This window comes from Pseudomonas sp. MF6396, assembly GCF_002018915.1.
GTDB classification, from domain to species: Bacteria; Pseudomonadota; Gammaproteobacteria; order Pseudomonadales; family Pseudomonadaceae; genus Aquipseudomonas; species Aquipseudomonas palmensis.
The window spans coordinates 184,070-205,953 of the sequence record NZ_MVOK01000001.1; the positions used below are offsets into that span (position 1 = coordinate 184,070).

A 21,884-nucleotide genomic window follows, 5' to 3' on the forward strand; every position below is an offset into this window, starting at 1 on the left:
GATCGGCCGATGGATTGGTTGAACACTGCAGCCATTGATCCCAACTACGGAATGGCCAACTGTCAGTTGGTTTTAGAACGGCACCGTGTCTAAGGTAGGAATCGGTTGGAGCGCATTTTTAATCTCGGTTAGCCTTGCAAGTAGTTCATCGAAAGTCACGATCACGATCTCTGCGAACGCATTTCGAACGAGCTCGAATGACTTTCTTTGCTGATGCTCTTGTGGCGTCATGCCAGCGACAACTATGCAGCGAACCGCATAGCTGTGGAGGTCGTATCGGTTCATGTTATTTTTTATGACGGGTAGTTCACTCTGCAATTTGAAACGCTGATCTAGAATTTGAGCAATCGCTCCACCCAATTCTGTCGATGGGCCAAAAACATCATCTCCACGATAGGGAGATTTTCCTAGCAGTTCGGTTTGCGGCTTTTTTATCTCAATGAGGCCAAGATTGCCCGTGGAAGCGGATGCGTATAGAAAATCTGAAAATTTTCCGCCGGACCCGTTAAGTCGCTTGCCACCTGCATAAGCTTGCCCCTGAACCAGCATGGCTGGAACGGCAAATGCAAGACTAAGTATGAAAGGATTTTCCAGAAAGAAGCTTTGCCACTTGCTTTCCGTCAGTCCTTTTCCAAGCATTTCCTGGTATCGCTCAATCAGTTGATTCAGTGTGATGAGCTCAATATCATTCTTTAATGCCAGCAGCGAGCGCGGCTCAGATTCCGCCAGTGCTTCTATATTGTCTTGAACCATGCGAACAGCGGCGCGCCGATCACGCTTGGAAAGCGTCACATGCTGCCGCCCACCATCGGTCATTTCCGTTAGTGCATCAGGTCTTACGCTCTTCTTTAGAGCGGGAAATTGTGCTGAATCGGCAGCATGTAATAAGGTCTGGTAGACATGAAATTGCTTGTCCTTGCGCGCGTCTCTCTGGTGGCGAGAGGCTATGCGATTTAATTCTTTTCTTAATTCATGAAATCTTCTTATTCCGAGAATAAAGAATGGCGAATCAATTTTCGCGTCATTTCCTTTGTGGACAATGAGTATGCTTACGTTTTCTAAGCTGGCGGCTGTTTCGCAAATTTGCCGATATTCCCACAGAAGCCCCAAACCGAATCGAAAATCTTTGGCAAACCCATCCGGCAACTGCTCAAGAAGCCCAACGACATCGTCAGTAGTCTCTGGCAGTATGTAGGGCTCGATAACAGGCCGAGCGACGACGATGCGTTCAAGGGTGCCGTATTTAGGTTGCAGGTAATCGTCGCGATCTTCTCGAATATTAAGAGGCCAAATGGTCAATCTGTCTGGACACACATTGAGCAGTCTCGCTATTGGCGAATCCGGCTTGCGCTCCGCTGCGGGAATATCAGTGAAGAAAACGTTAATGCCTTCCTCTTCCGGTTCGGCTGCTTCAATGACAAGGAAGGGGCCGCCGTCCAAACGCTCACGTTGATTGAATGCTGAAGGTCTGATAGATGCCATGAACTATTCTTGATCCCTACTGTTCAGAGAAACGATTTGCGGGCCTTGCCTCAGCGCAACCTTATGGTGCCTTCCGATCAGAATCGGACGACACACGATTGATGTCAAAGGGGAGTGCCTTATCTGCCGCGATTCGGGTCAGCAGCATCCGAATCGCATCCGAAATTGATAACCCCATTTCAGCCAGAACAACAGTTGCGGCTTCTTTAATCTGCCCGTCAATCCGGGCACGAACGACGTCGTTACTTGCCATTGTTGCGCTCACAATAGATGTAGCTACATTGTGGCTCATAAGTACTATTGCGTCACTTACATTTTGTTGTGAACAGTAGAGCATCCCGGCGTGCCGCCGTCGGGCTCGCGGGCGTTGCCCCGCGCCTCGTGCCGAGTCGCGGCCATGCGGCTTTGATCCCTGATGCCTCCGGCCGTCTCTTCGCTCCTGGCCTGCGCGCGGCGCTTGCCCTCCAGGGGATCGGCTGGACAGCCCATCCCCGCCGCGCCTTGCTTGGCGCCCCTCGCATGCACCGAACAGGTTGCACCTGATCGACCAACAGCCATCCAGCTAGGCGTGCCGCTGGCACGCAGGGGCGCTCGCCGCGCGGCGTTGGTTTCAGCGCACCCCCTGGCCCATTGGCCGCTGTTCGTCTTTCCCCAAGTTCATCGCTTTTTCCCGCGACCGTAGCCCGCGGTGCCTGGCCGTCAAGGCGCGCAGGGCCGAGTCCTCGCTGCGCTGCGGGCCGCACCAACCCTGCGCTTCTCCCTTGACGGCCAGTCCCTCGCTGGCCCGGTTTTTCGCGGGCGATGAACTCAGGAAAGACGGCGGCAAACAGGACCGGCCCAGGTCTCTGCGCCGAACCAACCGAAGCCACAACGGGCTCCGAATCTTGGAATCCGGTCAGCTTTGAAACCACAGCAACTCATTGGAGAAAACCATGCAACTCGCATCTCGATTCGCTTCCCATTCCCCGACGCTGCGCAGTGACTACCCGCTGTCCGACGACCAAATCCGCCGCGTAGCCCCGTCCATCTTCGCGGAGGCCCCGCACGATAGCCGCTCCGAACGGTACGCCTACATTCCCACCGCCGCCGTGCTGGCGGAACTGCGCAAGGAAGGGTTTGAACCCTTCATGGCAGCGCAAACCCGCGTGCGGCACGACGACCGCCGCGACTACACCAAACACATGATTCGCCTGCGCCATGCCAGTCAGATCAACGGCGCGGAAGCCAATGAAATCGTGCTGCTGAACTCGCACGACGGCACCAGCAGCTATCAGATGCTGGCCGGAATGTTCCGGTTCGTTTGCAGCAATGGCCTTGTGTGCGGCGATACCGTGGCCGATGTGCGCGTGCCGCACAAGGGCGACGTGGCCGGTTCTGTCATCGAAGGCGCTTTCGAGGTGTTGAGCGGCTTCGAACGCGTGAAGGAATCCCGCGACCTGATGCGCGCTATCACGCTGGACGAAGGCGAAGCCGAAGTGTTCGCCCGTTCCGCGCTGGCCCTCAAGTACGACCCCACCGATAACAAGCCCGCGCCCATCACGGAAAGCCAAATCCTGATGCCGCGCCGGTTCGACGACCGCCGCCCGGACTTGTGGAGCGTGTTCAACCGCACCCAAGAAAACCTGACCAAAGGCGGATTGCATGGCCGCAGCGCCAACGGACGCCGCCAGCAGACCCGCCCCGTGCAGGGCATTGATTCCGATGTGCGCCTCAATCGCGCCCTCTGGATGTTGGCCGATGGCCTGCGCCAGTTGAAGGCCTGATTCCCCACGCGGCAGGGGCAGGCAGCAGCCCTTGCCGCTTTCTTCGCTGCTGCATCCCTGAACCGATAGGAGTTATCACCATGAACGCCATTACCCAAACCGAAGCCCGCGCCCTCAACACCGCCGCCGCTATCCCGCTGGAAGCCGCCGACCCGACCAAGAACCTGATTTTGGTTCCGCTGTCGCGGCTGGTGTCGCGTCCTGCTGGCCGCAACGTGCGCAAGACCCCGCGCATGTCCATTCCCGAACTCGCCGCGAGCATTCAGCGTGTCGGCCTGCTGCAAAACCTCATCGTCATTGCCGCCGCCGATGGCGAGCATTACGAAGTCGTGGCCGGTGGCCGCAGGCTGGCCGCGTTGAAGCTGCTGGCGAAGAAGCGCCGCATCAGCAAGGAATGGGAAGTGCCTTGCCTGTTGGTGGCCGATGGCACCGCCCGCACGGCCAGCCTCACCGAGAACGTGCAGCGCGAAGCCATGCACCCCGCCGACCAGTTCGAGGCATTCGCCGCGCTGGTGGCCGAAGGCCGACCCATCGAGGACATAGCCGCCGATTTCAGCGTCACGCCGCTGGTGGTGCAGCGCCGCTTGAAGCTGGCGAACGTCTCGCCCCGGCTGCTGGCCGACTACCGCGCCGAAGCCGTGACGCTCGATCAGTTGATGGCCCTTGCCATCACCGACGACCACGCCGCGCAGGAAACCGCGTTCTACGACGCGCCGACGTGGCAGCGCAACCCTTCCCAATTGCGCGACCGCCTCACCGAGCGCGAGATTGACGCATACCGGCATCCGCTGGTGCGTTTCGTGGGGCTGGATACCTACGGAGCCGCAGGCGGTGGTGTGCGCCGTGACCTGTTCGCGGAAGGTGACGCGGGCGTGTATCTGACCGATGCCGCGCTGCTGGAACGGCTGGCGCAAGACAAGCTGGCAGGTATCGCCGCCGAGGTGAAGGACGAAGGCTGGGCGTGGGTGGATGCCACCCCCGCCGTGACCCATGCCGACCTGCACGCCTTCCAGCGTGCGCCGAGGGAGCGCCGCGAACCGAACAAGCGCGAAGCGCAGCGCATCGAGAAGCTGCAAACCAAGATGCACGAACTGGCCGCCGCCGTGGATGACGCGCTTGATACCGAGGACGAGGAAAAGGCCGATGCCTTGCAGGAAGAAGGCGAAGCCGTGGGCGAGCAGTTGCAGGCGCTGGAAGATGGCTTGCAGGACTACGGCACGACCGTGAAGGCCGCAGCCGGTGCCATCGTCACCATCGACCGCAACGGGCAGGCAGTGATTCATCGCGGGTTGATGCGCGAGGCCGAGGCCAAGGCGCTGCGCACACTGGAACGCCTGCGCCAAGGTTTCGGCAGCGAAAGCGAAGCCGGGAACGACGACGAAGGCGAGGACGACGAGCAGCCCAAGACCGCCGCCATGTCCGACAAGCTGGCGCAGCGGTTGAGCGCCCACCGCACCGCCGCGCTGCAAATCGAAGTCGCCCGGCATCCGCAAGTGGCGCTGGCCGCGCTGGTGCATGGCATGGTGCAGACCGTCTTGCAGGGCAGCCACTACGGCCACGACTTGCCGCTGGGCGTGAGCCTGAAAGCGCAAGACCGGCTGGAAGGCATCGCCCCGGATATACCGGATTCGCCCGCCGCCGTGGCGCTGCGCGAGTTGCAGCAGGTAGCAGGCGAAGGCTTGCCGGAGGACAGCGCCGAACTGTTCGCCGTGCTGCTAGCGAAGTCGCAAGATGAACTGGTGCGGCTGCTGGCGATATCCGTGGCCGTCACGGTGGACGTGGTGACACCCCGCGCCACGCCGCAGCAACCGGGCGCGGAACTGGCGCAGGCTGTCGGCTTGGACATGGCCGCATGGTGGAAGCCCACCAATGAGGGTTATTTCCGGCATGTGCCGAAGGCCGCGATTCTGGAAGCCGTGGAGCAGTACGCCCCGGCGCACGTCACCCGGCTGGCGAAGTTGAAGAAGGCCGACATTGCCAGCGAAGCCGAGCGGCTGGCCGATGGCACCGGCTGGATGCCTGCCATCTTCAAGGCCGAAGGCACCGACGACACCACGGCGCAGGATGCGCCGCAGGCGGTGACGAACGACGAGCCGGAAGCCATCGACAACGACGACGAGCAGCAGGCCCACGCACTCGCCGCCTGACCTTCACCACCACCGAGCGCCCCGGTTTCGGCCGGGGCGCTTCGCTGTTCCATCAGCATCGGCCCCAGGCCGTTCCGCCCTGGTGCCGATGGTCAAAAATCCGGGCGCGGCGGTGGCCGCGCCCGGTTTCCAAGCCCAAAGCCAGAACGCCCCTTCGCCGCCTTCGGGCGGACGGCGAAGGGGCGGCGCACAAGTGACCTTGTGCGCGGGAAACCCTCGAAGCCCATAAGTGCGTCGGCGCACAGCGCCGACGACATTCCGAACGCGCCCCACCGCAATGGACGGGCGTGTGGGGCTACGCCCCGGCTTGCTGCCGCAGGTTGCACGAAAGCGTGCCGTCCTCGACGCTGGCGGTTCGTCGCCTGTACGTCACGAAGGACGGTTCACCGACACGCCGCCCGGCCTTGCAATGGAGCTTCCACGCCACGCCTCACGCAAAGGGCCGCAAGCAGCGGTAGGAACGCTTTCACCTTGTCGCTGGGCATTGTCCTTGCCCGTGTCAGGGCGCAGGCCGGTGAAGCCGTCGCGCGGGGATGCCGAGTCGGCCATGCCTCCATTCGGGAGCGGGCGGCCAGTACGTCCTTGTGTTGTTGTGAATCCTGGCGGTGGCTGGGCTTCATGGCCGCAACCTTCCAGCGAAAACAATTCCCCCTGCGCTGCGCGCATTCCTCGCGGGACAAATTCTTTTCGCTTCCAGGTTCTCCACGGTGTTGCGACCGCTGCGCGGTGCGGCCAGCCCATCCCCCGCCGGACGGATCACAACAAGGACGCACTGGCGCGACCTTGTTCAACCCGAAAGGAGAAATCATCATGGCTAACATCGGCACCTTCACCGCAGAGAAAGACGGCTTCACCGGCCAGCTCCGCACCCTGACCCTCAACTTCAAGGTCAAGCTGGTTCCCAACGACAAGGGCGAGAACGAAAGCGCCCCGGACTTCCGCCTGCAAGCGGCCGGCCACGACTTCGGCGCGGCGTGGAAGAAAACCAGCGAGGCCGGGCGGGATTACCTGTCGGTGGCCATCGACGATCCTTCATTCCCGGCGACGGTCTATGCCCGCCTGATCGAAGGCGAGAATGACACGCACGACCTCATCTGGTCGCGCAGCAAGCCCAAGGCGGCCTGACGGCCGCCCACCGCGCCCCGCCCATTGCGGCGGGGCGCGGTGCTGCTGATCGCAGCATCGCACGCACAGGGTTTCGGCAGTTGCCCCATGTCCCGCATGTCCAAGGCCAGCATTGCATTGGTGATGGTCGAATGGCTCGAAGCCCGTGGCAGTAGGAACAGCATGGCGTGTCGGCGCATTGCGCCGCCGGGCTTTCGGGCTGCGCCCCATGCCGCCAATGGCGTCATGTCCATTCGGCTTCAATCCCTCACGCCTTCGCGCCTGGCGGCGCTGCGCGCTCCGCTTGCGGGCATTCAGACGCGCTAGGGCGCGTCGCGCTCTTTCAGCACGGCCTCGAACTCCTGGCGCACCCGCGCCAGCAGTTCGTCGGCCTTGTGCGTGTCGTCGCCGGCGTAGGCCAGCGTCAACAGCGTCAGCGGATGCACTTCCATGACCTCGCACAGCTCGGTCAGCTTGTGCAGGGTCGGACTTTTCAAGTCGCGCTCCAGCGTACTCATATAGGTGCGGCTGGACACGTCGGAGAACGCTTCCTGGCTCAAGCCTCGCGCCTTCCTGACTGTCCGTATTGCCGTTGCCAATGAGTGTTTCGCTGTCACTAACTTGGTTTCCCCATAAAAACCAAGATGACAGCCCATTGCGCCCTATAGGGCTACAATCTATAGTGTTCATTCATGGCTGAAAGGCCCGCTTTCGTGCTTTTACGGAAATCCGCAGATGCGGATTCCGACAGAACCGGGGAATCGCATCCGTGTCTTTCCGGCTTCCGACAATTCCGCTTCGGCGCTTCTGTTCTTCTACGGATGCGATGGCTTGCACATCGGTGCTTCCACACGAATGCACGGATGCGTTTCGGCAGTTCTGCGCTTCGGCACCAAAGCGCATTCGCGCATCGTCGGTTTCGTGGAGAAGCTGCCCATGACCCTGCCGCTTGTCACCGCTGATGAACGCGCCCGGCTGCTGGCCCACGGCGCGGCGCTCGCCGCTGGTCAGCGGCTCGACCCGCTGCCCGTGGTGCGCTTGTTCACCCCGGACGCGCATGTGACCTGGCTGCTGGTGTCGCTCGACCCGGCGGATGGCGACACGGCCTACGGCCTGATCGACCTCGGTATCGGTATGCCTGAGCTCGGGATGGTCAAGCTGTCCGACCTGGCGGGCATCGTCGGGCCGCGCAAGCTGCCGGTGCGGCGGGATCGGTATTTCCAGGCGGTGCGCCCGTTATCGGAGTACGTCCGGCTGGCGCAGGAGAACGGCGCGATCACGGACTGATGAAAACCAGCGCGGCCTAGCCAGCCGGGGCGCATCGTGACTATTTCAATCTTGATCAAGACCGTGCAGGTCTGAATCCGCATTCTTGCACCGAAGTGGTGCGATCCTGTTGAAAACAGTCCTGATCTTGGGCGCGGGCTGCGGCACGGTGTTCGGTGCTGCGCGTCATTTTCCTGAAGGCGTAGCCGTCGCATTCAGACGATTTCCGCAACACGCAGAGCCAAATGGTCTTGACACCGACAGTTACAGCCTAACCAATTTTGATGACGACCTGATGGCATTTCGATAGTTCCCGCATCGCGGAAATCGTGGCGACGCATCCCAAACAGAGGGAGGTTTCGCCATGACTGATCGCAGCGCCGAACACTGGTATCCGACAGCGGCCTATCTCTACGTTCTGCACCTTGACGGCCCTGCGCTGGCGTGGGAATACCTGCGCCGAAATCCCGACTACCGCCGCGACTGGCTGCGCCGCCGCCGCCGGCCGGACACGGCGCAGGCGTGGGGCCTGCGCCTGCTGGAAGACCCAGCCCTGGATGCGCGCGACGCGCATCCGGCCTGGTTTCCCGATCACGATGCCGTCGTGCAGGTTTACCCGGACGATGACCCGCCACCCGAAGCCCATGCCTTCGAGTTCTGGCGCGTCCCCGGCCGCAAGCAACTGATCCACGACGGCAAGCGCCTGGTGCTGGTGTCGCATTGGCCCGGCTGCTGCCTGCGGCTCGCGCTCGCGCCGGGCCTGGAAGACAGCATGGCCTACCTCTACGCCACCCGCGCCTGCGCCACGCCCTGCGCGCGCTATCGCACGCTCGCGTCCGAGCTGGACGCATTGGCCGTGGCCACGGTTGCCACGCCTGCGGCGGCGGCCCGTTCCAGGCCCACGACGGCCGCGGTGCTGGAACTGCACCCCTTGCAGACGCTCGACGCGACCCTGGCGGGCGCGTCATTGCGCGAAGTGGCCGAAGGGCTGTTCGGCGCCGATGCCGTCGCCGCCGACTGGCACAAGGACAGCGCCTTACGTGCCCGCGTGCGGCGGCTGGTACGTCGTGGCGATGCGCTGATGCGTGGCGGCTATCGCCGCCTGGCACAGCTTCCGCCGCCGTTGCAGTAGGGGGGGACGTTTCGCGTCCCCCGTAGATCGTCCCTTAGCAAGCAGCCTCGCTTTCTTGAAAGTGCCTCTAACCGGCCGCGTGGTGTGGCCGGGCTTGATGGAGGTACATCCCATGCGACCCGCTCCCTTGCGGCCTGCCGCCGCTGCTGTCGCTGCGCCTGCGCAGCCCCAACGCTACCTGACCAACGACGAAGCCGCCGAGTACCTGCGCCTGTCGCCACGCACGCTGGAGAAACAGCGCGTGATCGGCGGCGGCCCGAAGTTCCGCAAGTTCGGCCGCCGCGTCATGTACGCGGTGTCCGACCTCGATGCCTGGGCCGACCAGCGCAGCTACGAGGCGACTTCCGACCCGGAATATGCCGAACGCCACGCGGGCGATTACCGTGATGGCCGCTGATCGCTGGCGCGTGGGTGGCCGTCGCCATGTCCAGCCCGCCAGGGCAAGCCTTGCAGCGCGAACAGCTCGACCTGTTCCGCGCGCTGCCGGGCGACATGGCACCCCGCGACAGCCAGGACTTGATGGCCTTTCCGTTCTTCTCGCTGGCGAAGTCGCGGCGTACCGCGCCGATCGACTTCCGCGCCGGCGGCATCACCATCCGCGTGGAGGGTACGCAGGAGCACGGCATCGCAACGATATGGGATGCCGACCTGCTGATTTGGGCCGCCTCGCAGATCGTGGAGGCGCGCGACGCGGGCTTGCGCCCGTCGCGCTGGATACGCGCCACTCCCTACGAGATCCTGCGCTTCATCGGGCGCGGCACGTCTCTCAACGACTACCTGCGCCTGAAAGCCGCGCTCGACCGGCTGCAATCGACCACGGTGGCCACGTCCATCCGCGAAACCACGGGAAGGCGATTGCATCGCTTCTCGTGGATCAACGAGTGGAAGGAACTGGCCGATGCCAGCGGCGTGCCGCTGGGCATCGAACTGATCCTGCCGGACTGGTTCTATGCGGGCGTGCTCGATGCCGCCTTGGTGCTGACCATCGACCCAGCCTATTTCCGCTTGAAGGGCGGGATCGAGCGCTGGCTGTACCGCCTGGTGCGCAAGCACGGCGGCAAGCAGCCGGGCGGCTGGCAATTCGACTTCCGGCACCTGCACCGCAAGTCGGGCAGCGCTGCGCGCTTCTCCGACTTCGCTTACGACCTGCGCGTCCTGGTGGCGCGGCAGTCGCTGCCCGGCTACGTCCTGGGCATCGAGCGAATGCCGGACGACGGACAAGAACTGCTGACCTTCCGGCCCGTGCTGCACACGGCACGGGGATAACTCGTGGAAAAGGTGTGGACGGCCTCGTGCTATCAGGAGTACCGGGTATCGTGCTATCGGGAGTACGCCTATCGTGCTATCAGGAGTACGAAAACGCCGGAAAGCCAATAACGGCGCGGGTTTGCGGCCCCTCTAACTTCCCTAACAAGAAATACATAACTTTTAGTAGAAGCGCGCCGTTTCGGTGGACAACCGAGAAACGGCACGGCGAACAGCGTTTTGCACGGCAGGTAAAGCCCGGCTTTCCAGCAGGGAGGGCCGCGCCATGATCCTCGCTCTGCTCAACCAGAAAGGCGGTGTCGGCAAGACCACGCTCGCCACGCACATCGCGGGCGAACTGGCGATGCGCGGCCAGCATGTCGTCCTGCTCGATGCCGACCCGCAGGGTTCATCCCTGGACTGGACGCAGCGCAGAAGCCAGCAAGGCTTGCCACGGCTGTTCAGCGCCGTGGGCCTCGCACGCGAAACGCTGCATCAGGAAGCGCCAGAACTCGCCAGGCGGGCCGATCACGTCATCATCGACGGGCCGCCGCGCATCGCCGCCTTGGCGCGCTCCGCGCTGCTGGCGGCCGAGCGCGTGCTGATCCCGGTGCAGCCCAGCCCCTACGACCTCTGGGCCAGCTCGGAAATGGTTTCGCTGATCCGCGAGGCGCAGGTGTTCCGGCCGCTGCTCCGCGCGGCCTTCGTCATCAACCGGCGCGTCAGCACCACCATCATCGGGCGCGAGGCGCGGCAATCGCTCGCCGAACAGCCGCTGCCCGCGCTGCGCTCGGAGGTGCATCAGCGCATCGTCTTCGCCGACAGCGTGGCCGCTGGCCGGCTCGCACGCGAGACAGCGCCCGACAGTGCCGCCGCCCGCGAAATCACCGCCCTGGTGGACGAACTGCTGCGGTGGCCGACATGACAGCGCAGCAGCCACCCAACAGCAAACGCACGGGCAAGCGCGTCGGCATCGGCGCACGTCCGCCCGCGAATCCGCACGCCGAGGCGTGGATTCGTCAGGGCGATGCCGACGCGCTGGGCAAAGGCGACCTCTACACGGCCCGCCTCACGCTCGACATCACGCCCGCCATGCGGGCGCGCATCAAGGTGTCGGCCTTCACGCAAGGCGTGACCGTGGCCGACCTGCTGCGCGGCCTGCTGGAGCGGGAGTTTCCGCCGGAGAACACACCATGAACGCATTCGCTTGGCCTGCCGCGAACGCGGCACCGGCTGCGCCGCTGCCTGCGCTTTCGGCACTCGCCGGACAGGCCGGCAATGTGCCGCTGACGCGCGTTTCGCTGGCCTACCTCGAACATCGCTTCAAGCTCTACCTGCGCTTCGGCGAACCGGCGCGCACGCTTCAGCTCGACCGCTGGCGGCGCTGCGCGGTGTTCCTGCCGGGCGCGATGCTCTGCCGCATCCGCTGGCAGGCCAACGACTACGGCACGATCCGCTGGCAACTCATGGTGATGCAGGCTTGCACACCGCTGGACGCGGCGCAGCGCATCCCCGGTGTTCAGCCGGGCGCGCGCTTGCTCCTACACACCGAAGGCGATGCCAACGTGCGCGCCGTGCTGGAGCGCATCGACGGCATCGAGGCGCTGGGCATCGCTGCCATCGACGTGTCGCCGGCGTACTGGCGCACGCTGGGCAACCGTCTTGCGGCTCGCCTTGCGCTGCCCGAATACACCACCGAGCGGCATACCGCCTGGCTGGCCGGGAAGGTGCTGCCATGACCGCCCCGACCACCACACCCAACGCGCCCGACGTGGCGCCGCGTCCTCGCTCACGCCTGCGCGCTCGCATCGTGCTGGCGACACTGGCCGCCATCGGCTTCGCTGCGCTGGCCTGGGCGGCTTTCGTGTCGCCGCTGCCGCGTCTGACCTACAACCCGTCCGACAGCGTGGCGGTCGGCTGGTATCGCATTGACCCGTTCGACCCGCGCACCGCCTCGCTGCCACGTCCGTTGTCCGTGGACAGCATCGTGCTGGTGCCGCTTCCGGCCACGGCTGCCGCGCTCGCTGCGCAGCGCGGCTACCTGCCGACGCGCGTTCCGCTGCTCAAACGTGTGGGCGCGGTCGCGCCGCAACACGTCTGCATCGTCGCCGGTCAGGTACGCATCGACGGCGTGCCTTCGGCCGCCGTACTGCCCGCCGACCGGCTGGGCCGGGCGCTGCCGTCCTTGCAGCTTTGCCGCCGCCTTGAACCGGGCGAACTGCTCCTGTTGAGCGTGACGAATCCAGCATCGTTCGACAGCCGCTATTTCGGCCCGGTCAGCGCATCCGCCGTGATCGGCGTTGCGCATCCGGTGTGGCCGGAGATACGCCCATGATGGCCGCCGATTCGCTGCGCTCTGACGTGCCATCGGGCATGTCGTTCTGCTGGCTGCTTCAGTGTCGCTGCGCCTGTCGTGCCGGTGCATTCGCACCGCACGTCGCGCAGCATCCGGCGCAGCCGTCCAACGTTCAGGCGTCTTGCCTCGAACGCGCCCGGCCTGCGGCCATTGGCGCTTTCGCCGGCGCGCTGTCTGTTCACGCAGCAGCGCCGCCGGGCCGCCGTTGCCTGGAGCGACAGCGAAGGGCAAAGGCGGAAGGCAAGACAAAAGGACGCGGCACCTGGCCGCGTCGAAAGCCAGTCAGCACATGGGGGGAACGCGGCACGGAGCGGCTTCGCCACCGTGCCGCGTTTGGCGCGAGGGTCGCGCCAATGCTGGCATGTCCGCGTGCTTCGCACGACAGGACACGCCCAAGCTTGCGGGGAGCGCAGCCATGACCGACAGCCGCGACGACGACTTTCGCGTGCGCCCCAGCGCCCCGAAGAACCGGGGCAAGGGCCAGGGGCAGAGCTTCGTTTCCAAGGTGCTCAAGCAGGCCGGCAAAGCCAGCAGCGGCAAGTCGGCAGTACGCCGTCCTGGCGCGGCTGGCACCGGCCAGCGGCCCGGCTCTCGGCTCGGACGTGGCCACACGGCGGCGCGCTTCGCCGGGGCGAAGCTAATGCCCATGTCGCGGCGCGTGACCATCAAGACCTTGCTGGTCAATCACCAGCGGGCCAGCCCGCAATCGCTCGCCAAGCACCTGCGCTACATCGAGCGCGACGGCGCGGGTCGCGATGGCGAACCGGGCCGGGGCTACGGGCCACAGGCCGACGAAGCCGATCTGGACGCCTTCAAGGAACGCTGCGCCGACGACCGGCACCATTTCCGCTTCATCGTCTCGCCCGAGGACGGGGCCGAGCTGGACGACCTGCGCACCTACACCCGGCATCTGGTGAGCCGCATGGAAGCCGACCTGGGCACGCGGCTGGATTGGGTGGCGGTGGATCACTGGAACACCGACAACCCGCACACCCACCTGATCGTGCGCGGGCGCGACGACACCGGCAAAGACCTCATCATCGCGGGTGACTACATCGCCCACGGCTTCCGCCATCGCGCCGCCGAGCTGGCGACCGAGTGGCTGGGGCCGCGCACCGAACTGGAGATTCAGCAGACCTTGAGGCGCGAGGTGGAACAGGAGCGGTGGACGAGCCTGGATCGCACCTTGCAGCGCGAGACCGGCGAGGATGGCCGGGTGCATGTCGAACGGCTCAACGAGCCGAGGTTGCAACGCCAGCGCCTGCTGCTGATCGGCCGCCTGCAACGCTTGCAGCGCCTGGGCCTAGCCGACGAGGTGCAGCCCGGCACCTGGGCCATTCATGCCGATGCCGAGAAGACCTTGCGTGCCCTGGGTGAGCGTGGCGACATCATCCGAACGATGCAGCGGGCCATGAGCGGCCAGCCGCGTGAGCTGGCGGTGTTCGAGCCGGGCGACGATGGTCGCAGCCTCATCGGCCGCGTGGCCGCGAAGGGGCTTGCCGATGAGTTGCACGACCGAGGCTATCTGATCATCGACGGCACGGACGGTAAGGCCCACTACGTTGCACTGAACGCCCGCGACGAACTGGCGAACTATCCCACGGGCGCTGTGGTAGAGGTGAAGGGTTCGACTGAGGTGCGCACGGCCGACAAGAACATCGCCTCGCTGGCGAGCGATGGCCTGTACCGCACCGATCATCACCTGGTAATCGAGCAGGGCCGGGCTACGCCCGGACGCGACCCGCAGGAAGTCGTCGCCGCTCATGTCCGGCGGCTGGAAGCCCTGCGCCGGGCTTGCATCGTGGAGCGCGTGGCCGAAGGGCTATGGAAGGTACCGGACGACCTGGCCGAGCGTGGCCGCCAATACGACGCGCAACGGCTGGGCGATGTAGCCGTAGAGCTGAAATCACACCTTCCTATTGAACGGCAGGCCCGCGTCATCGGCGCGACTTGGCTTGACCAGCAACTGATCGGCGGTGGCCGTGGGCTGGGCAACTTGGGCTTTGGCGGTGATACCAAGCAGGCCATACAGCAGCGAGCCGATTTCCTCGAAGAACAGGGGCTGGCACAGCGCCGCGGGCAGCGCGTCATCCTCGCGCGCAACCTGCTGGGCACGCTACGCAATCGGGAACTAGTGCAGGCCGCGAAAGACATTGCGGCGGAAACCGGCCTAGAGCATCGCCCGGTGGCCGACGGGCAGCGCGTAGCCGGTATCTACCGGCGTTCCATTATGCTCGCCAGCGGGCGCTACGCGATGCTCGATGACGGCATGGGGTTCAGCCTTGTGCCGTGGCGGCCGGTAATTGAGCCGCGACTGGGACAACAGCTTGCCGCAAAGGTTATCGGCGGAAGTGCCTCTTGGGAACTTGGACGAAAGCCCAGTATCGGTATCAGTTAGATATCAAGGGAAGCTGAGTACCAGGCGCAGTCTGCTTGGCTGCTGTGATTCTTCTTAGAGATTCAATCAATGCCATAAACTCCTTGGATTGCCTCAGTGCTTCGCCTCCCGCAGTTTGCAGGTCCAAGACATCCGTAGCCTCGATCGTGAAGGCTGTGGGCACGCGCAGCAGCGAATGCCGGATCTTGTCGTCCGGCACGTCGTTCAGACTTACGCTTACTACGTAGATTTCTGCGTCGGCCGCAAAGGGGCTGTCCGCTTGGCCACGGGTGCGGACAATCTCGGAACGCCAGTGTTGCAGGTCGTCGTTAAGCATGGCCAGCGTCACCTGGGTCTCGCGAGCGCCGGCACCGAAGATCAGCGACTCAAGTACTTGCGTCGTGCTGGGAACTCGGTCGCTACTGTCCACTCTCTCGCTCAGTCCTCGTTCGGAGTTCACCGTCACCAACACGAGTCGGCGCAAGCTTCCGGGCTTGACCTCCGAGAAATTGGCGCTCATTGAGCCCGAAGCTACTAGCCGGTCTAGCATCAGACGTACGCCGAGGTTGTCGGAGACACCACCGTCCACGAGGTGGATATAGGGCCGATCGTGCGCATTGAGGTAGCTGTCTATGCCGCTTTGCAGGATGCGTGATCTGTAATTTTGCCCTCTGACAGGCAAAGATCGGAGAGGCGGCGGACAGGTATTGGCGTTGTTTCGCACCGTTACGGGCGACAGCACCAGCGGTACTGCCGACGAGGCCGCCACCGCGAAAGACAGCGGCGTTGCATCGAGGTCGGAACAGATTAGCCGGAATTGCTCGGTGGTGAAATCGAAAGGGGCACCGGTCGTGAGGTCGGTTGCCGTGATCATCAGTTCGGGCGCGCCCGGTCGTCGGCGCACGTCACCAAAGGTGCGGCCTTCAAAAAGTTCGTCCAAGCGTTGAGCCAGGATCTGGCTGCGCCCAAACCAAGGTGAAGTTAGTCTATAAAGACGCTCAGGCCACAGAGCTTCACGTATGAGTCGCCCCTCAAAAGGCACAAGCAGAAAATCCGGCTCGAAACGAGTCAGCGTGGCATCGCCGAAGGCCGCGAAGTGCGCGGCAAGGATGCTGCCCCCCGACACTCCGCTGACCAGGAACACCTGATCCAACAGAGTGGTCTCCTGGCCCTCTAGCGCGAAGCGTGTGGCCTTGAGTTCGCGCAGCACGCCCAGGCCGAAGGCCGCCGCCCGAGCGCCCCCGCCTGACAGTGTCACCGCTACAACCACCGGTTGGTTGACCTCCGACGGCCTGATGCGTTGGTCGTTCTCGGCGAGAGACATTAAGGCGGCGTCGGAAAGTGTCGGGTTGATCCAAGGACGGTAAGTGGAACACCCTGTCAGAACTACCGTTGCCAGCACACCGGCCAAACTCCATCGTGTGAATTTACACACCTCCAGGCGCTTTACCTCTGCAAGCAGCACCACGCAGCGTTTCGAATAGACAAGAACGAGAAACGCCGGCAATTTTGCGACGAAGCAGAGCCACTCCAGAATGCTGCAGACGTTACAAGAACGGCACCCTACGAATCCCCTTGATGAGGCTCCTCGCGATCCGCGCGAAGTTATGGAATAGCAGCTATTCACGAGCCAGCACTTCTCCAAGCGCTATTGATCCGTTCAAGGCAGGTGGTGATTGCAGACTTTGCATGCCCGAGCAGTGTGTAGGAGCCTTTGAAATCCGCGAGAGCGTTGCCGTGCTCGAAGCAGCTAGCAGCAGCCACCCGACGATCTGTTTGTTCATCTACTGCCTCAAACTCCAAACTAGCTCCCCCAGTTGTCACTGGTCCAACAAGCAACGTCGTTAGGGTGTTGACTGCTCTATTGGGCGTCTCAATGGTCGTAATTGCCACACGCACACGTATGCGGCCTGACGATGCGGGAGCTTCGGACTTATTGATCCGGCCCTGTGAAGTATTAAGCCGCGTAGCGAACGTAACGATCTTGGAAGTAGCCAATAACGCGCTCAGGGTTTTGCTCCAGCATCGCCATGTGATCATTGGCAGCCTCGCGTAACTTGGCCTTGGTTCTTACCGGCACTCGCTTGCCTATCTCTTGCTTGAGATCCGCATTCAGACGCTCCTCTGGATTGAGCTGGGGGCTGTAGCTGGGTAAGTAAAACAGCTCAATCTGGTCTTGATGTTCGGCCACCCAAGCCTTCACAAGTTTGCTGTGATGCACGCGCAAATTGTCCAGAATCAAAAAGACTTTTTTCCTAGCATCCTTGATCAAGGCTTGCAGGAATTCAATGAGCTTGTCGGCGTCAAATGCTTCATCAATGATCATCCAGCGTGTCTTGCCCTGGTTGGTCACTGTTGCAATCATCGATAGCTTCTGACGCGTGCCACCGATAGCCATGGTCACCGGAGTTTTGCCTGTCGGCGCATAGCTTCTGCCGCGCACGTCGGTGTTAACCAACGCCGTCTCATCGCCCCAGTGAATTTCCGCCCCTTCAGCTCTGGCGCGCTGCTCGATACCGGGATACTCGCCCTCCAACCAAGCTTGTACTGCGGCAGGGCTTTGCTCATAAGCTCGCTTGATGGGCTTTTGCGGCGTGAAGCCCCAGCGGGTGAGGTACTTTCCGGTACTTCGAGTCTGTAGCTTTACGCCAAATTCTTGCTCGATCAATTGGCTCACGGCAGCTCGGCTCCACAGATGAAAGTCCATCTTGAGTTGCTCGGGCCGCTTGTCAATAATCATCCGCTGAATCGTCTCTTCTTGCGCTGGGCTGAGCACACGGCCATCCCCTGGGCTGCGCCCTCGCAAGGCTGGTCGGATGGCGCCCCAGCCACCAGCTTCAAACAGATCAATCGTGGCGCGCACTGGCGGGTAGCTCAGCCCTGTCATCTCCACGATTTGCATGATCTTGATGCCCTTTTTGTGCAGCCGAACGACTTGCTTGCGGCGCTCGTGAAGTTGCTCCAGCGTTTGCTTTCTTGCGTTTTCTTTTTCCATCAATCTCTGACCAGAAAACGCAGAGAAAATTCATACTTTATTGGGCCTTATCTATAGTTTGGAGATGTCGCAGTTCACTGTTGACGTGATCGAGAAGCTCTCGCACTTGCTCAGCTTCAAGCCCACCTATGCGTCCAGTTGCCGTCACTACCTGAGCATCCTCGACTAATATTTCCCGGTAACGACTGGGTTCAAAGCCTGGCGCCTTGAAGAGCAGAACATTTTCGTACTTCGTTTTTCCCAATACATCGTAATCACCAAGAAACCCTGATCGAGTCATTCCGTTTGAAGCACAGCCAGATAAGGTTGCCGTGAGGCCTGCCAGCAGCACAAAATGGATTAATGAAATAGGGCGTTTCATATATATTTTCATTTATCCCATTTTCAGACAGACGATGCCAGCAACAACCAGCGCAATTCCAACCCAACGTATCAAGGAGGCGGTATCGCCGAACACATACACGCCCACGAAAAACGCGCCCAGCGAACCGATGCCGGTCCAGACCGCATAAGCTGTTCCTATGGGGATCTGTTTAAGAGATAACCATAGGAAAAAGCCGCTGGCTGCCATACAGGCAACTGCAATCGCCGGCCCCACGTAGCGCATCGCTGCATTGGCCGCACCCATCTTGAGGCCTAGTGGCCAACCGATTTCGAACAGGCCGGCAATCAGTAGAACCAACCATGGATTCCATGACAACGGGTTCATATATTTCTCCAAATCTATTCAGTGAAAATTGATTATCAAAGCATCAAAGCATCAAAGAATAGGCAGTAGGCGGTCAATTCGCTCTGCTTCTGATTTCTTCTTAAACTCTCTGATGGCGAGAATCTGTCTCCCCGATCTCTCCGGCCACGAGAGAGATCGGGGGAAGCGTGTGGACAGTTACGCTGAGGGATCAGACCGGTTGCACTGGTTGTTGTACCGCCTCGTGACTCCGTTTGCTGCCCGGCCACTTCATTCCGAACAGCACCTCGTAGAGCAACGGAATCAGGCCAAGCGTCACGAGCGTGCCAAGTGCGAGACCACCGATCATGCCGATGGCCATGCCCTTCCACAGCGGCCCCGCAAACAACATCAGGGGCACGAGACCCGCGATACAGGTCACCTTGGTCATCACGATTGGACGCAGCCGCTGCATCGCAGCTCCCACCAGGGCTTCATGTCGGGCGAGACCTTCCGAGAGGCCGTGTTCAATTTGTTCGAGCAGAAGAACGGCGTTGTTGACGATGATTCCGAACAGCGCAAGCACCCCGAATGTCGCCATGAAGCTGAAAGGAGTGCCTGTTGCCTTCAGTGCAATCACGACCCCAATCAACGTGAAGGGAATCGTTGCGAGAATCACGATCAGCTTGCGGAAGGAGTTGAACTGCCAGATGAATAGCAGCAACATCGCCAGAAGAGCGAACGGCATGTAGTGCGTGAGCGATGCATTCGATTCAGCCGATTCCTCAATTTCTCCACCAAGCTCTATGGCATAGCCTGCAGGTAGTTCAATTGCGGCGATCCGAGGTGCGAGGTGATCCACGATCTCTTGCGCGGTGTATGCGGTGTTCTGCCCCTGAACTGTGACTGTACGAATGAGATTGCGGCGCTGGATCACAGACGGCTCGCTAGCGAGCGTGACATCGGCCACTTGCGCCAGGGAAACCGGCTGGCCACCCGACGCTGGATAGATGGTCGTCGAACCAACGTCCGCAGTGCTGCGCCGATCATTGGACGTCCCGCGCATCACGATTGGCACGCTGGTATCGCCATCTCGGATCACAGAGATCGACTGGCCGATGTAGCGGGTGCCAAGCCAGGCAGCTATGTCGTCGGTGGTGACGCCAGCACGTCGCGCACGATCTTGATCGACCCGAACATCGAGACGGCCGACACGGGTATCCCAGTTGTTCTTGATGTTGGCCGTACCTGGCAGCTCCCGTAGCGCGGACTCAATTTTCGCCGCCGCATTCATCAGCACCTCATGATCCGGCCCACTGACCCGGTAGACGGCTGTGCCGGCTTCGGTAGTGCCTAGCGAGAACCGCTGAGGCTCTGCGCGTACATCTCCATGATGCTGCGCGAAGTAAGCCCGAGTTCGGGCAATCACGACGTCAATGTTGGTGCCTGCCTTGACCGTCACGACAAAGTACGCGATGTTCGATGCTGGCAATGGGGGATTGAGCCCAAGGATGAAGCGCGGCCCACCGTCAGCGACGTAGCCAATGTGATCCGTGATTTCGGGGTTGATTTCTTGATCACCGAGCCAGCCGCTCACTTCCTTCACTTTGGCAAGAGTGAGCCGTGAATCCGTTCCAGGGGCGAGCTGCACCGGTATTTGGAATTGAACTCGGTCGGACTTCGGCAAGAAGTCGTATGGCAGTGTCGTGAATCCGTACAGAGCTACGGCCAATGCACCCGTCATCACACCAACGTAGATCGCCTTGTGGTCAAGCACCCACTCAAGCAACTTGCGATAGCCGCGATAGAAGCGTGTGTTGTAGGTTTGCGCGTCATTCGCCGGTTGATGATGCACTTTGGTGAAGTGGTAGCACAGCAGTGGAGTGACGGTCAGACACAACAGCCAAGATCCGAGTAACGTGAGCGCGAGGACAATGACGAGAGAGCGCAGATACTCACTCGTCGCACTCTGGCCGAAGAAGAACGGGGAGAAGGCGATGACGATAACCAATGAGGACGTCAGCAGCGGCAGTGCGAGGGTACGACCCGCTTCGAGACAAGCCTGTTTGCGGTCTTCACCGGCTGCCAAGCGCCGTTCAATGTCTTCGGCAATCACGATGCCGTTGTCTACCAAGAGCCCCAAAGCGATGATGATGGCTGCCATCGAAACACTTTGCAGCTCGATGTTCAGCGCGCGCATCACGATCAGTGCCCCCAGAATGGTAAGCGGCACGATCATCCCGACGATGAATCCTGTGCGCCATCCCAGGAAAAGGACGACGACGCCGAGCACGATGACAATCGTTTCGATCATCACCTGGTTCATCTTGCCCATTTCACGTTTGACGACGTCTGCCTGGAATGTCACATAGGAGAGCTCGAAACCTGCGGGCAGAAGTTTCTCAAGCTCGGCCACACGGGATTTGAGGGCTACGCCGAATTGCTCCACGTTCTGGCCCGAGGTCATGGACACTGCCATCACTACGGCAGGCTGGCCCTTATAGACTGCAGCAGACTCGGGAGGATCTGCAGGTTGTACCTGCACGCGCGCAAGCTCTCCCAGTGAGATTGAAGGAGCAGGCGAAGCACCGCGCGCACCCTGAGCTTGCGCCATCATGATCGGCAACGCGCGCAGCGAGGCGGCGTCGCGAACCTCTCCACTAACAGCCAGCGAAGCGTTGATGCCACCGATGGCGATTTGCCCGCCTGAAAGCACGACGTTTTGTTTAACGAGTTGATCGATCACCCCTTGTGGGGTCAATCCAAGCTGGGCTAGTTTTGGTCGATCAAATTCGAGATAGACGCGCTCTTCCTGCAAGCCGTAGAAGCTGATGCGATCAACGCCGGGAAGCGCGTATAGGCGATCGCGCATCTCTTTCAACGACACACGCATTTCGCCCATGGAGTAGCCCGGCGCGGTCACCGCAATGGAGGCCACGGCAACACGGCCGAAGTCGTCGTTGACAAATGGCCCCAACGTACCCTGTGGAAGCAGAGGCTGAGCATCGGCAACCTTCGCGCGAACGCGCTGCCATATGGGGGCTAGGTCGGTGTACCGCTCCCAGATCGTGACCTGTATGACGGCCCCGCCCGCGCGAACGGTTGTGGTTACACGCTTGACCTCGGCCAGCTCCCGCAAACGCTCCTCGATCGGACGCGCGATCAACTGCTCAACACGTTCGGCTGGCATGCCAGGGTTCAGAACGGCAACAACCGCATCTCGAATCGTGACCGATGGCTCTTCCTGCGAAGGGAAATTGAGAAACGTGGCAATGCCGGCAACAAGAATGATGACCGCGGCAAGGTAGGTGAGTCTGCTGGCGCGCAGCGCCATTTCTGTGATCTTCATA

Annotated in this window: 21 protein-coding genes; 13 read left to right on the top strand and 8 right to left on the bottom strand. The window is 61.8% G+C overall.

Annotation, left to right across the window (positions count from 1 at the left end):
- Positions 1-72 precede the first annotated feature (72 nt).
- Positions 73-1,482 carry a Shedu immune nuclease family protein gene (locus tag MF6396_RS00930; RefSeq protein ID WP_004883043.1) on the bottom strand — a complete coding sequence of 470 codons (1,410 nt, stop codon included), beginning with the start codon at positions 1,480-1,482 and terminating at the stop codon, positions 73-75.
- Positions 1,483-1,543: 61 nt separating this feature from the next.
- Complete coding sequence (locus MF6396_RS00935; RefSeq protein ID WP_050554911.1) at positions 1,544-1,774, bottom strand: type II toxin-antitoxin system RelB/DinJ family antitoxin; 231 nt, start codon at positions 1,772-1,774, stop codon at positions 1,544-1,546.
- Positions 1,775-2,414: 640 nt separating this feature from the next.
- Here MF6396_RS00935 and MF6396_RS00945 point away from each other — a divergent pair.
- The 4 genes from MF6396_RS00945 (at position 2,415) to MF6396_RS28345 (ending at position 6,823) form a co-directional block, all read left to right on the top strand.
- A complete protein-coding gene (locus tag MF6396_RS00945; RefSeq protein WP_004883049.1) occupies positions 2,415-3,245 on the top strand; it encodes a DUF932 domain-containing protein in 831 nt (276 codons plus the stop codon).
- Positions 3,246-3,325: 80 nt separating this feature from the next.
- Positions 3,326-5,392, top strand: a complete 2,067-nt coding sequence (locus MF6396_RS00950; RefSeq protein WP_004883050.1) for a ParB/RepB/Spo0J family partition protein — start codon at positions 3,326-3,328, stop codon at positions 5,390-5,392.
- An 810-nt stretch (positions 5,393-6,202) separates the two neighbouring features.
- Complete coding sequence (locus tag MF6396_RS00960) at positions 6,203-6,517, top strand: DUF736 domain-containing protein (RefSeq protein WP_004883051.1); 315 nt, start codon at positions 6,203-6,205, stop codon at positions 6,515-6,517.
- An 87-nt stretch (positions 6,518-6,604) separates the two neighbouring features.
- Positions 6,605-6,823, top strand: coding sequence for a hypothetical protein (locus MF6396_RS28345; protein ID WP_103790875.1), 219 nt, complete (start codon positions 6,605-6,607; stop codon positions 6,821-6,823).
- On the opposite strand, the gene MF6396_RS00965 is transcribed toward MF6396_RS28345, so the two are convergent.
- Positions 6,820-7,113 (bottom strand): helix-turn-helix domain-containing protein, encoded by a 294-nt coding sequence (locus MF6396_RS00965; protein ID WP_064717570.1) that lies wholly within the window; start codon positions 7,111-7,113, stop codon positions 6,820-6,822. The genes MF6396_RS28345 and MF6396_RS00965 overlap by 4 nt on opposite strands.
- Positions 7,114-7,432: 319 nt before the next feature.
- On the opposite strand from MF6396_RS00965, the gene MF6396_RS00970 reads away from it, so the two are divergent.
- The 9 genes from MF6396_RS00970 to MF6396_RS01020 all read left to right on the top strand — a co-directional run bounded on the left by MF6396_RS00970 (position 7,433) and on the right by MF6396_RS01020 (position 14,893).
- Positions 7,433-7,783, top strand: coding sequence for a DUF2958 domain-containing protein (locus MF6396_RS00970; RefSeq protein ID WP_028699139.1), 351 nt, complete (start codon positions 7,433-7,435; stop codon positions 7,781-7,783).
- A gap of 343 nt (positions 7,784-8,126) precedes the next feature.
- A complete protein-coding gene (locus tag MF6396_RS00975) occupies positions 8,127-8,894 on the top strand; it encodes a DUF2285 domain-containing protein (protein ID WP_078479523.1) in 768 nt (255 codons plus the stop codon).
- Positions 8,895-9,021: 127 nt separating this feature from the next.
- The gene (locus MF6396_RS00980) at positions 9,022-9,291 is read left to right on the top strand and encodes a helix-turn-helix transcriptional regulator (protein ID WP_425313408.1); all 270 of its coding nucleotides are present in this window, start codon (positions 9,022-9,024) and stop codon (positions 9,289-9,291) included.
- 26 nt (positions 9,292-9,317) lie between these two features.
- On the top strand, positions 9,318-10,160 hold the full coding sequence (locus MF6396_RS00985) for a replication initiator protein A (protein ID WP_004883059.1): 843 nt from the start codon (positions 9,318-9,320) through the stop codon (positions 10,158-10,160).
- A gap of 265 nt (positions 10,161-10,425) precedes the next feature.
- Positions 10,426-11,064 (top strand): ParA family partition ATPase, encoded by a 639-nt coding sequence (gene parA / locus MF6396_RS00995; RefSeq protein WP_004883061.1) that lies wholly within the window; start codon positions 10,426-10,428, stop codon positions 11,062-11,064.
- Positions 11,061-11,336, top strand: a complete 276-nt coding sequence (locus MF6396_RS01000) for a hypothetical protein (RefSeq protein ID WP_004883063.1) — start codon at positions 11,061-11,063, stop codon at positions 11,334-11,336. The genes parA and MF6396_RS01000 overlap by 4 nt, the downstream gene beginning before the upstream one ends.
- Complete coding sequence (locus MF6396_RS01005; protein ID WP_004883064.1) at positions 11,333-11,878, top strand: DUF2840 domain-containing protein; 546 nt, start codon at positions 11,333-11,335, stop codon at positions 11,876-11,878. Before MF6396_RS01000 ends, MF6396_RS01005 begins: the two co-directional genes overlap by 4 nt.
- Complete coding sequence (locus MF6396_RS01010; protein ID WP_004883067.1) at positions 11,875-12,474, top strand: S26 family signal peptidase; 600 nt, start codon at positions 11,875-11,877, stop codon at positions 12,472-12,474. Before MF6396_RS01005 ends, MF6396_RS01010 begins: the two co-directional genes overlap by 4 nt.
- 436 nt (positions 12,475-12,910) lie before the next feature.
- Entirely contained in the window at positions 12,911-14,893 is a 1,983-nt protein-coding gene (locus MF6396_RS01020) for a relaxase/mobilization nuclease domain-containing protein (RefSeq protein ID WP_004883068.1), read from the top strand.
- Here the strand turns inward: MF6396_RS01020 and MF6396_RS01025 are convergent.
- The 5 genes from MF6396_RS01025 to MF6396_RS01050 form a co-directional block, all read right to left on the bottom strand.
- Entirely contained in the window at positions 14,886-16,340 is a 1,455-nt protein-coding gene (locus tag MF6396_RS01025; RefSeq protein ID WP_196636953.1) for a patatin-like phospholipase family protein, read from the bottom strand. The two genes, MF6396_RS01020 and MF6396_RS01025, sit on opposite strands and share 8 nt — an antisense overlap.
- 155 nt (positions 16,341-16,495) lie before the next feature.
- A complete protein-coding gene (locus MF6396_RS01030; protein ID WP_102063781.1) occupies positions 16,496-16,912 on the bottom strand; it encodes a DUF3313 family protein in 417 nt (138 codons plus the stop codon).
- Complete coding sequence (locus MF6396_RS01035) at positions 16,830-17,867, bottom strand: IS630-like element IS1471 family transposase (RefSeq protein WP_078479524.1); 1,038 nt, start codon at positions 17,865-17,867, stop codon at positions 16,830-16,832. Before MF6396_RS01035 ends, MF6396_RS01030 begins: the two co-directional genes overlap by 83 nt.
- A 373-nt stretch (positions 17,868-18,240) precedes the next feature.
- On the bottom strand, positions 18,241-18,576 hold the full coding sequence (locus MF6396_RS01045; protein ID WP_004883073.1) for a DMT family transporter: 336 nt from the start codon (positions 18,574-18,576) through the stop codon (positions 18,241-18,243).
- A gap of 190 nt (positions 18,577-18,766) precedes the next feature.
- On the bottom strand, positions 18,767-21,883 hold the full coding sequence (locus tag MF6396_RS01050; RefSeq protein WP_004883075.1) for an efflux RND transporter permease subunit: 3,117 nt from the start codon (positions 21,881-21,883) through the stop codon (positions 18,767-18,769).
- Position 21,884 lies beyond the last annotated feature (1 nt).

Coding starts and splice junctions, on each gene's coding strand:
- MF6396_RS00975 (WP_078479523.1), top strand. CDS start 8,127: ATGACTGATCGCAGCGCCGAACACTGGTATCCGACAGCGGCCTATCTC.
- MF6396_RS00945 (WP_004883049.1), top strand. CDS start 2,415: ATGCAACTCGCATCTCGATTCGCTTCCCATTCCCCGACGCTGCGCAGT.
- MF6396_RS00960 (WP_004883051.1), top strand. CDS start 6,203: ATGGCTAACATCGGCACCTTCACCGCAGAGAAAGACGGCTTCACCGGC.
- MF6396_RS00935 (WP_050554911.1), bottom strand. CDS start 1,774: ATGAGCCACAATGTAGCTACATCTATTGTGAGCGCAACAATGGCAAGT.
- MF6396_RS01045 (WP_004883073.1), bottom strand. CDS start 18,576: ATGAACCCGTTGTCATGGAATCCATGGTTGGTTCTACTGATTGCCGGC.
- MF6396_RS00950 (WP_004883050.1), top strand. CDS start 3,326: ATGAACGCCATTACCCAAACCGAAGCCCGCGCCCTCAACACCGCCGCC.
- MF6396_RS00985 (WP_004883059.1), top strand. CDS start 9,318: ATGTCCAGCCCGCCAGGGCAAGCCTTGCAGCGCGAACAGCTCGACCTG.
- parA (WP_004883061.1), top strand. CDS start 10,426: ATGATCCTCGCTCTGCTCAACCAGAAAGGCGGTGTCGGCAAGACCACG.
- MF6396_RS01010 (WP_004883067.1), top strand. CDS start 11,875: ATGACCGCCCCGACCACCACACCCAACGCGCCCGACGTGGCGCCGCGT.
- MF6396_RS00930 (WP_004883043.1), bottom strand. CDS start 1,482: ATGGCATCTATCAGACCTTCAGCATTCAATCAACGTGAGCGTTTGGAC.
- MF6396_RS01005 (WP_004883064.1), top strand. CDS start 11,333: ATGAACGCATTCGCTTGGCCTGCCGCGAACGCGGCACCGGCTGCGCCG.
- MF6396_RS01020 (WP_004883068.1), top strand. CDS start 12,911: ATGACCGACAGCCGCGACGACGACTTTCGCGTGCGCCCCAGCGCCCCG.
- MF6396_RS01035 (WP_078479524.1), bottom strand. CDS start 17,867: ATGGAAAAAGAAAACGCAAGAAAGCAAACGCTGGAGCAACTTCACGAG.
- MF6396_RS00970 (WP_028699139.1), top strand. CDS start 7,433: ATGACCCTGCCGCTTGTCACCGCTGATGAACGCGCCCGGCTGCTGGCC.
- MF6396_RS28345 (WP_103790875.1), top strand. CDS start 6,605: ATGTCCCGCATGTCCAAGGCCAGCATTGCATTGGTGATGGTCGAATGG.
- MF6396_RS01000 (WP_004883063.1), top strand. CDS start 11,061: ATGACAGCGCAGCAGCCACCCAACAGCAAACGCACGGGCAAGCGCGTC.
- MF6396_RS01030 (WP_102063781.1), bottom strand. CDS start 16,912: ATGATCACATGGCGATGCTGGAGCAAAACCCTGAGCGCGTTATTGGCT.
- MF6396_RS01050 (WP_004883075.1), bottom strand. CDS start 21,883: ATGAAGATCACAGAAATGGCGCTGCGCGCCAGCAGACTCACCTACCTT.